General features: G+C 69.6%; 2 protein-coding genes. Both read right to left on the bottom strand.

Annotation, left to right across the window (positions count from 1 at the left end; all coding sequences use genetic code 11):
- On the bottom strand, window positions 1-3,913 hold a 3,913-nt coding region (locus A9W96_RS07510), incomplete at its 3' end, for a non-ribosomal peptide synthetase (RefSeq protein ID WP_067138728.1).
- The coding region (locus tag A9W96_RS07515; RefSeq protein ID WP_067138730.1) for a non-ribosomal peptide synthetase at window positions 3,910-8,449 on the bottom strand (4,540 nt) is incomplete at its 5' end. The genes A9W96_RS07515 and A9W96_RS07510, both read right to left, overlap by 4 nt.

An 8,449-nucleotide genomic window follows, 5' to 3' on the forward strand; every position in this document is an offset into this window, starting at 1 on the left:
GCTGGCCGCGCAGCTCGCGCCAGCGGGTCACCGTCGCCGCGGTGGCGGTGACCAGCAGCGTGGGCAACGGCAGACCCGAATCCAGCAGCCGGCGGGTGACGTCGGCGTCGGTGACGGCGTTGCGGACGATCAGATCGCGGGCCCGATCGCTGCGCGGATCCAGCCGCCGGGCACCGAGGTCGGGATCGTCGCCGTCGAGCTGGGACGCCCAGAATTGCGCCGTGTCCAGCCGCTGCGCCCGCGCGGCGAGCGCGTCGGCCCAGCGGCGATAGCTGGTGTGTTCGCGAACGGGCGCCGGCGAGTGGCCGGTGGCCGCGGCCGCCAGCGCGGCGCCGAGTTCACCGAGGATCACTCGCCACGACGCGGGGTCCAGCGCGACGACGTGCGCGGCCAGCAGCAGAACGCTTTCCCCGGCGGGCGGTCGAAGCCACACCGCGGACAGCAGCGTTCCGCGTTCTGGGTCCAGGCGCTCGACGGCCTCGGTGACGCGGGCCGGTACCGCCGCGGCCAGATCGCCGCTCACCTCAACCTCGTTGAGTGCGTTGCGAATATCGGCGCCGGGGTTGGGTACCAGGGTCATGGTGGAGCGGTCCACCCGGGTGCGCAGCACCTCGTGGCCCTCGATGATGCCGGCCAGGGCCGCTTCCAGCTGTTCGCGGCGCAGCGTCTCGGGCAATCGGATGGCTTCGGTCTGAGCGAGCCTGCGCGGGTCGCCGTGTTCGTAGAGCCATCGGCCGTTGGGCAGCAACGGCATCGGTCCGGTACCGGTGTCCGCCTGCCGGGCGGCGGCCGTGGTCTCCGAGTCGATCGCTTCGGCCAGTTCGCGGACGTTGCCGCACTCGAGGATGAGCCTGGCGCGCAACGCAATTCCGCGTGCCCGGGCCGCTTGCACCACCGACAACGCCATGATGCTGTCCAGGCCCAGCTGCAAAAAGTCGGCGGTGACGTCGATGCGCGATTGCCCAAGGAGCTCGGCGAGCAGCTCGGCCAGCGCGGATTCCGTGGGCGTCTCGGGCGACGCCGTGCCGGCTTCGGATTCGTCGGCGTCGAATGCGGCCAATGCCGTTTCGTCGAGTTTTCCGTTGGGGGTCAACGGAATCTCGTCGACCACGATGATGCGCTGTGGAACCATGTAGCGCGGCAGCCGGTTGCTGAGCATGCTCCGCAACTCGGCGGCCGTGGACCCTTGGGTGGCCGGGTCGATCGCGACGTATGCGGTGAGCCGCGCAACGCCTCGGCGTTGCCGTACCAGCACCCCGGCGTGCCGCACGGCCGGATGTGATTCGAGGGCGGCCGCGATCTCGCCGGGTTCGACGCGGTGGCCGCGAATCTTCACCTGGGCGTCGGCTCGTCCCACGTATTGCAGTGAGCCGTCGGGCAATCGGCGCACCAAATCGCCGGTGCGATACATCCGTTCTGCCGCCGCGAACGGGTCGGCGACAAAGCGTGCCGCGGTCTCCGGGGCGCGGCCCAGATAGCCGCGGGCCAGCTGGGCACCGCCCAGATACAGTTCGCCCGTCGCCCCGCAGGGCACCGGGCGCAGCGCGGAATCCAGTACGTAGCCGCGGGTGTGCCGGGTCGGGCGTCCGATCGAGGGCTCGTCGTACTCGGCGATGGTGGCGACCACCGCCTCGACCGTGGTTTCGGTGGGCCCGTAGCAGTTGTGCGCCATCATCGAGGTGGTGTCGCAGGTGTTGCGGATCCGCGCCCAGGCCGCGCTGCCCACCGCCTCGCCGCCCAGCGCCAGCACGGTCAGCGGCGCCTCGGTGAGCAAACCGAACGCCTGCAGCTGGGCAAACATCGACGGCGTGGTGTCGATCATGTCGATGCCCTGCGCGGCGATCAGCGCGACCAGCGCCTCGGCATCGGTCTGGGTCTGCTCGTCGACGACATGCACGCCGTGCCCGTCGAGCAGGCCGACCAGCGGCTGCCAGGCGGCGTCGAAGGCGAACGACCATGCGTGGGCGATGCGCAGGGGCCGGCCCAGTGTGGCTGCCGCGGGCCGCAATACGCGGTCCAGATGATCGTCGGCGTAGGCGCCCACCGCACCGTGAGTTCCGATGACGCCCTTGGGTTCTCCCGTCGTGCCGGAGGTGAACACGACGTAGGCGGCCTGCGCGGGTGGAACGTCGACGGCGTCGAAGTCTTCGTCGTGCGGTTCGCCGGACTCGAGCAGCTTTTCGGTCAGCTCGTCGTCCAAGACGATCGACGCGCCCGATTGGCGCAAGATCGAGTCGATCCGTTCGGGGGGCATGCCGGGCTCCATCGGCACGCACATGCCTCCGGCTTTGAGCACGGCCAATAACGCGATGATGTAGTGCGGCCCTCGCGAAAGTTTGAGAGCCACGGGTGTTTCGGACTTGACGCCCTGTCGGGCGAGTCGCGCCGCCAGCCGGGTGGCGTGCCGGTTCAGCTCGCGGTAGCTCAGCGTCCCGCCCGCCCAGCTGATAGCCGGGTTGTCCGGCGTCCTGGCCACGACGTCGGCGAAGCGGGCGTGGATGCTCAACGGCGCCAACGGTTTCGGCGTTGCGGTCGCGCCCAGCGGGCCGTCCTCATCGTCGAGCAGGACGCTGACCTCGCGCAGGGGACGCTCCCAGCCCTGCAGCAGTCGCTCGGCGGTGGTCAGCACGCGGCGCCCGAAGGTGGCGGCGGGAACCGCCCCCAGCGCTCCGTCGATCGCTTCGATCAGCACCACCAGCTCGCCGCCTTCCATGTGGGCGGCGATGGCGATCGGGAAATGCGACAGGGTCTGCAGCGCGGACGGCCGGAATGTCGCTCCGCCGGCGGTCAATTCGCCGCCGGCGGTCAGGCCGTCCATCGGAAAGTTCTCGTAGACCAGCAGGGTGTCGAACATCTCCCCGACGCCGCCGAGGGCGCGAAGTTGGGCATGCCCGAGATAGCTGTGTTCGCGCAGCAGCGCGGCGGTGCGCTGCACGGCGCGGCACTGCTCGCCGGCGGAGGCGGACGGGTCGAGCCGGACCCGCAGCGGCACGGTATTGATGAACAAGCCGACCATGGTCTCGACGCCGGTCAGTTCGGGGGGACGGCCGGACACCGTGACCCCGAACACCACGTCGTGCGTATCGGTCAGCCGCGACAACACCAGCGCCCAGGCCATTTGCATCAGGGTGTTGACGGTGACGCCCCGGGAGCGGGTGCCGTCGACCAGCCGCGTGGTGGTTTCGGCCGGCAGTCGCAGTCGGGTGGTGCGCGGCAGCCCCGGTTGCTGGCCCTCGCTCGTGTCCATGGATCCCAGGGCGGCGGCGAGCAGGGTGGGGCCCGGCAGTCCCGCCAGGTGTTCGCGCCAGACCCGTTGGCTGGCTTCCGGATCGCGGCTCGCCAGCCAGCCGATGTAGTCGCGGTAGGGCCGCGGGGCGGCGGGCAGCGCCGCCGGATCGCCGCCGGCCTGGTACAGCATCATCAACTCGTTGACGAACACCGGCAGCGACCAACCGTCGATCACGATGTGATGGGCGGTGAGTACCAAACGCCATTGCTCGCCGGGCAATTCGATCAGCAGGAAGCGGATGGCCGGCCCGTGCTCAAGATCGAACGGTCGCCGCCGCTCGCCGGTTTCCAGCGCCGCTACGTCCCCCGGCGCGGCGGCGACGAGCCGCCAGGGCAGCTCGACGCGGGACGGCACGATCTGCACCGGTCGCGGGATCCCCCGGCTGAAGAAGCTGGCCCGCAGGTTCGGGTGGCGCACCAACATCTGCTCCGCGCAGTCGCGCAGCAGTGCGACGTCGAGTGCGCCGGAGATGTCCGCGGCGATCCCGATCACGTACGGGTCATCCGCCGCTTCGCCGTCGGCGAATTCGGCGAGCGTGGTCAGCGAATACAAGCCCTCTTGCAGCGGGCTCAGCGCCATGACGTCCTCGATGTCGGGCGCGACATCGGTTTTGGCGGCCGTCACGTCGTGCCTTGGCGTGACGACGACCAAAGCTGCGTCACCGCGGACAGGTCCGAGGACGACAGCCCGGAGGTGCTCATCGGCTCGAAACGGGTGTCGGCCGCCGGCTCTTGCTGCTCGATGCCGGATTCCGCGTCGCCCAGGGCATCCAGCGCGGCCGCCAGCTGCTGCACCGTCGGATTCTCGAAGATCATCCGCGGGCTCACGGCCAGGCCGGCGGTCCGCGCCCGCGAGGCGAGCTGCACGGACAGGATGCTGTCACCGCCGAGGGCGAAGAAGTCGTCGAAGCGCCCGACCTCGGGGGTGGACAGCAGTTCGGCGAAAACCTTGGCCAGCGCCCGTTCCGTGTCGGTGCGGGCGGGTTCGGTCTGACCGCCGGTGCTGACCGCCGGCCGCGGCAACCCGGGCCGGTTCAGCTTGCCCGATTCGGTTTTGGGCAGGGCGTCGAGCACGGTCAGCGACGACGGCAGCATGTACCCCGGCAGCGTCGTGGCGATCGCGGCGCGCACCTCCCCCGCGAAAGCCGCCTTCTCGGCGTCATCCGAGATAGGCCGTTGCGGCACAACATATCCGGCCAGCGACGTGCCGCCGTGCACCTCCCAGGTGCGAGCCGCCGCGGCGGCGACACCATCGACGGCCGCCAGGGCCGACTCGACCTCGGCCAGCTCGACGCGGAAACCACGCACCTGCACCTGGTGGTCGGAACGCCCGACGAACTCCAGCTGCCCGTCCTCGGTCCACCGGGCCAGGTCGCCGCTGCGGTACAACCGCGAACCCGGCTCGAGTCCATAGGGATTGGCGACAAAACGGGTGGCGGTCAGGCCGGGGCGTTTCCAATATCCCCGAGCCAGCTGGTCACCGGAGTAGTACAGCTCGCCCACCACTCCGACGGGCACGGGACGCAGCCCATCGTCGAGCAGATAGGCCTGCGCACCCGGGACGGGCCTTCCGACAAGCGGATTCGGTGGGGCCAACGGCCCGCGGGACACCGCACCGGACGTCTCGGTGGAACCGATGTTGTTCAACAGCTGGGTGCCGCCGTCACACTCGTCGGCGCACACCGACACCAGCCGCGCCAGCAGCGACGCGCTCACCGGTTCGCCGCCGCAGACCAGCCGAGACAGCGACCGCACGGCGTCGGGCCGGCTGTCCACCAGGGCCGAGACCAGGCTGGGCACCGCGGTGACCTGAGCGACCGAGTACCGGTTCATCAGATCCCCGAGGGCCTCCGGGTCGCGGTGTTCGGCGTCGTCGGCCAGGATCATGGTGGCGCCGGCCGCCAGGCCGGCCAGCATCTCCATGCCGCCTTCGAGGAAGGTGATCGAGGCCTGCGCCAGGCGCACGTCGTCGGTGCGCGGCGGGTAGTGGCGCAGCTGCCAGTCGAGCCGGGCGGCCATCGAACGATGCGTTCCCACCGCCCCTTTCGGCTTGCCGGTGGACCCGGAAGTGAACACCAGGTACATCGGGTCATCGGGGTGTGGCGCCCGCGCATTCCTCGCCTGCGGATCGACGTCGTCGCTGTTGACCAGGGTGCGTACCTGGGGATCGTCCAGCGAGATCAGCTCGACGCCGGGCACCTGCGGCATGGTCTCCGTCGCTTCGACGGTCGCGATCACGACCGGCGGCGCGACGTCGTCGAGCATGAATTGCTTTCGCGCCAGCGGATAACCGGGATCGATGGGGAAGTACCCGGCGCCGGCCTTCATGATGGCCACCAGCGCCACCACCAGCTCGATGCTCCGCCGGGTCGACAATCCAACCAGCGTGCCCGGGCCCACGCCGCTTCTGATGAGCAGGGCGGCCAGATTGTCCGAACTACGGTGCAGTGCAGGGTAATCGATGCTGTCGCCGCCGCAGCGCACCGCGATCCGGTCGCTTCCCCAGGCGCGGCTGGGTTCGAGCAATTCCGGGATGGTGCGCGGCCGGTCGTGCGGCGGTTGCTCGCCGCGGCTCCAGTCGCGCAGGATGCGGTCTTGCTCGCCGGCGTCGATCAGCTGGACGTCTCGCAAAGTCTGATCGAGGTCGTCGGCAAACTCGGTGAGCGCCCGGGTCAGCCATCCGGCCAACCGCTCGATGGTGGTCCTGGCGTAGAGCTCGGTGCGGTAGATGAGATTGCAGTTGTATCCGATGTCGCCGGAGCCGTCGGTGCCGAAGAAGTTGACGCTCAGATCCGCATGCGCCATGTCGAAGATGGGGTCGAGCGAGGTGCACACGGTGTCCTGCTCGCCGCTGCCGGCCGCCGCGGTCTCGATGACCCGGGTAGCGGACAGGTGATCCCGCACGTGCACCACGACCTGGAACAGCGGGTTGCGGGACAACGAGCGCACCGGGCTGACGCTGTCGACGACGCGGTCGAACGGCAGGTCCTGGTGGGCGTAGGCGGCCAGGGCGGTCTCCCGGGCCCGCTTGAGCAGTTCGCGCAACGTCGGGTTGCCGTCCATGTCGTTGCGCAGCACCAGGATGTTGACGAAGAATCCGATCAGCTGGTCCAACTCGGCTTCGGTGCGACCCGCGACCGGGGTGCCCAACGGAATGTCGGTTCCGCCACCGGCTTTGTGTAACACCACGGCGACGGCCGTTTGCAGCAACATGAATTCGGTGATGCCCAGCTCGCGGCACAGCTCGCCGAGCTTGGCCCGCGTCGCCGCGTCGATGTGGAAGTCGACGGACTCGCCCGCACCGCTGGGCACGGGCTGGCGGGGGAAGTCCGGACGCAGCCCGGTGTCCTCCGGCAGACCGGCCAGTTGCCGGGTCCAGTACTCCCGCTGGTCGGCGGAGATCGCGGATTCCTGCCCGCCGGCGTCGCCCAGGAACGTGCGCTGCCACGCCGCGTAGTCGGCGTACTGCACCCGAAGCGGGGCCCAGGATGGCGCTTCTCCCCCGCGCCGGGCCCGGTAGGCCGTCATCACGTCGGAGAACAGCACGCCCGCCGACCAATGGTCGGACGCGATGTGGTGCACGACCAGCGACAGCACGTGTTCCGCGGTGTTCTCGGTGCGCAGCACCGCGACCCGGATCGGCAGTTCGGCGTCCAGCTCGAAGCAATGGCACCGTTCGATGTCGAGCTGCTGCTGCAGCCAGGCGTCGTCGGGCCCCTCCTCGCGGCGCACCGGGATTTCGACATTGGCCGGACCCACCACCTGGTAGGGCACACCGTCCAACTCGACGTAGCTGGTGCGCAGGATCTCGTGCCGGGCAACGACATCGCCGACGGCGGCGATCAGCGCATCGATGTCCCACGGCCCGGTCAGTTTCGCCGCGAAGGGAATGTTGTTGACCCGACTGGGCCCGTCCACGCGGTAGGCGAACCAGCTGCGCAGCTGGGACGCCGACAGCGGCATGGGCTCGTCGTGTGCGGTGGTGATCAGCCTGGGCCGCGACGGCGTCAGCTCGCCGGCACTCAGCTGGTCGATCCGCTCGGCCAACGCCCCGACCGTGGCGAGTTCGAAGACGTCGCGGATGCCGATCTCCACACCACACTCGGCGCGGATCGCGGTCACCAGTTTGGTGGCGACCAGCGAGTGGCCGCCCAGATCGAAGAACGAGTCGTCGACGCCCACCCGGTCGTGTCCGAGCAGTCCCGAAAACAGTTGCGCGACGCGCTGTTCGGTGGGAGTCGTCGGGTCGCGGTATTCGGTGGCGGCCGCGATTTGTGGTTGCGGCAGCGCGGCGCGGTCGATCTTCTGATGCGCGGTGATCGGAATCTGGTCGAGCACCACATAGGCGGCCGGGGTCATGTAGTCCGGCAGCGCGGCGGCCACCCGGGCGCGGATGCGCTCGACGTCAACCGATTCCGTGCCGGCGCCCTGGGCCGGCGTCACGTATCCCACCAGGCTCTTGCCCAGCTGGGGCAGGTCCATGGCCAACACGACCGCTTGTCCGACGCTGGGGTCCACCGAGATCGCGGCCGCGATTTCGCCCAACTCGATGCGGAAGCCGCGGATCTTCACCTGCTCGTCGGCGCGGCCGACGAACTCGATGTCACCGTGGGCGTTGCGGCGGGCCAGGTCTCCGGAGCGGTACATCCGCCCGCCCGGCGTGAACGGGTCGGCGACGAAGCGCTCGGCCGTCAACTGGGGCCTGCGATGGTATCCGTGCGCGACATGCGTTCCGGCGATGTAGATCTCACCGATCACGCCGACGGGAACTGGCTGCAGGGCATTGTCGAGCAGATATACCTGAGTGTTGATCTTGGGTCGGCCGATCGGCACCACCCGGGTGCCCTGGGTGCCTTCCACCGGGTAGCTGGTGCAGTTCACCACGGTCTCGGTCGGCCCGTAGAAGTTGTACAGCGACGCGTCGAAGGTGGCGTGGAACTTGTCGGCGATCTCACCGGGCAGGGCCTCGCCGCCGATCGGCACGCGCCGCAGCGTCCGCCACTGGCTGACGCCCGGCAGGGACAGGAAGAGCCCCAGCAACGACGGCACGAAGTGCATGGAGGTGATGCCTTCGCGGGCCAAAAGATCGGTGAGATAGCCGATGTCGCGCAGCCCGTCGGGCCGCGGAATCACCAAGCGGGCCCCCATGATCAACGTGCCG

It is taken from the genome of Mycobacterium sp. 1245852.3, from assembly GCF_001669335.1.
GTDB classification, from domain to species: domain Bacteria; phylum Actinomycetota; class Actinomycetes; order Mycobacteriales; family Mycobacteriaceae; genus Mycobacterium; species Mycobacterium europaeum_A.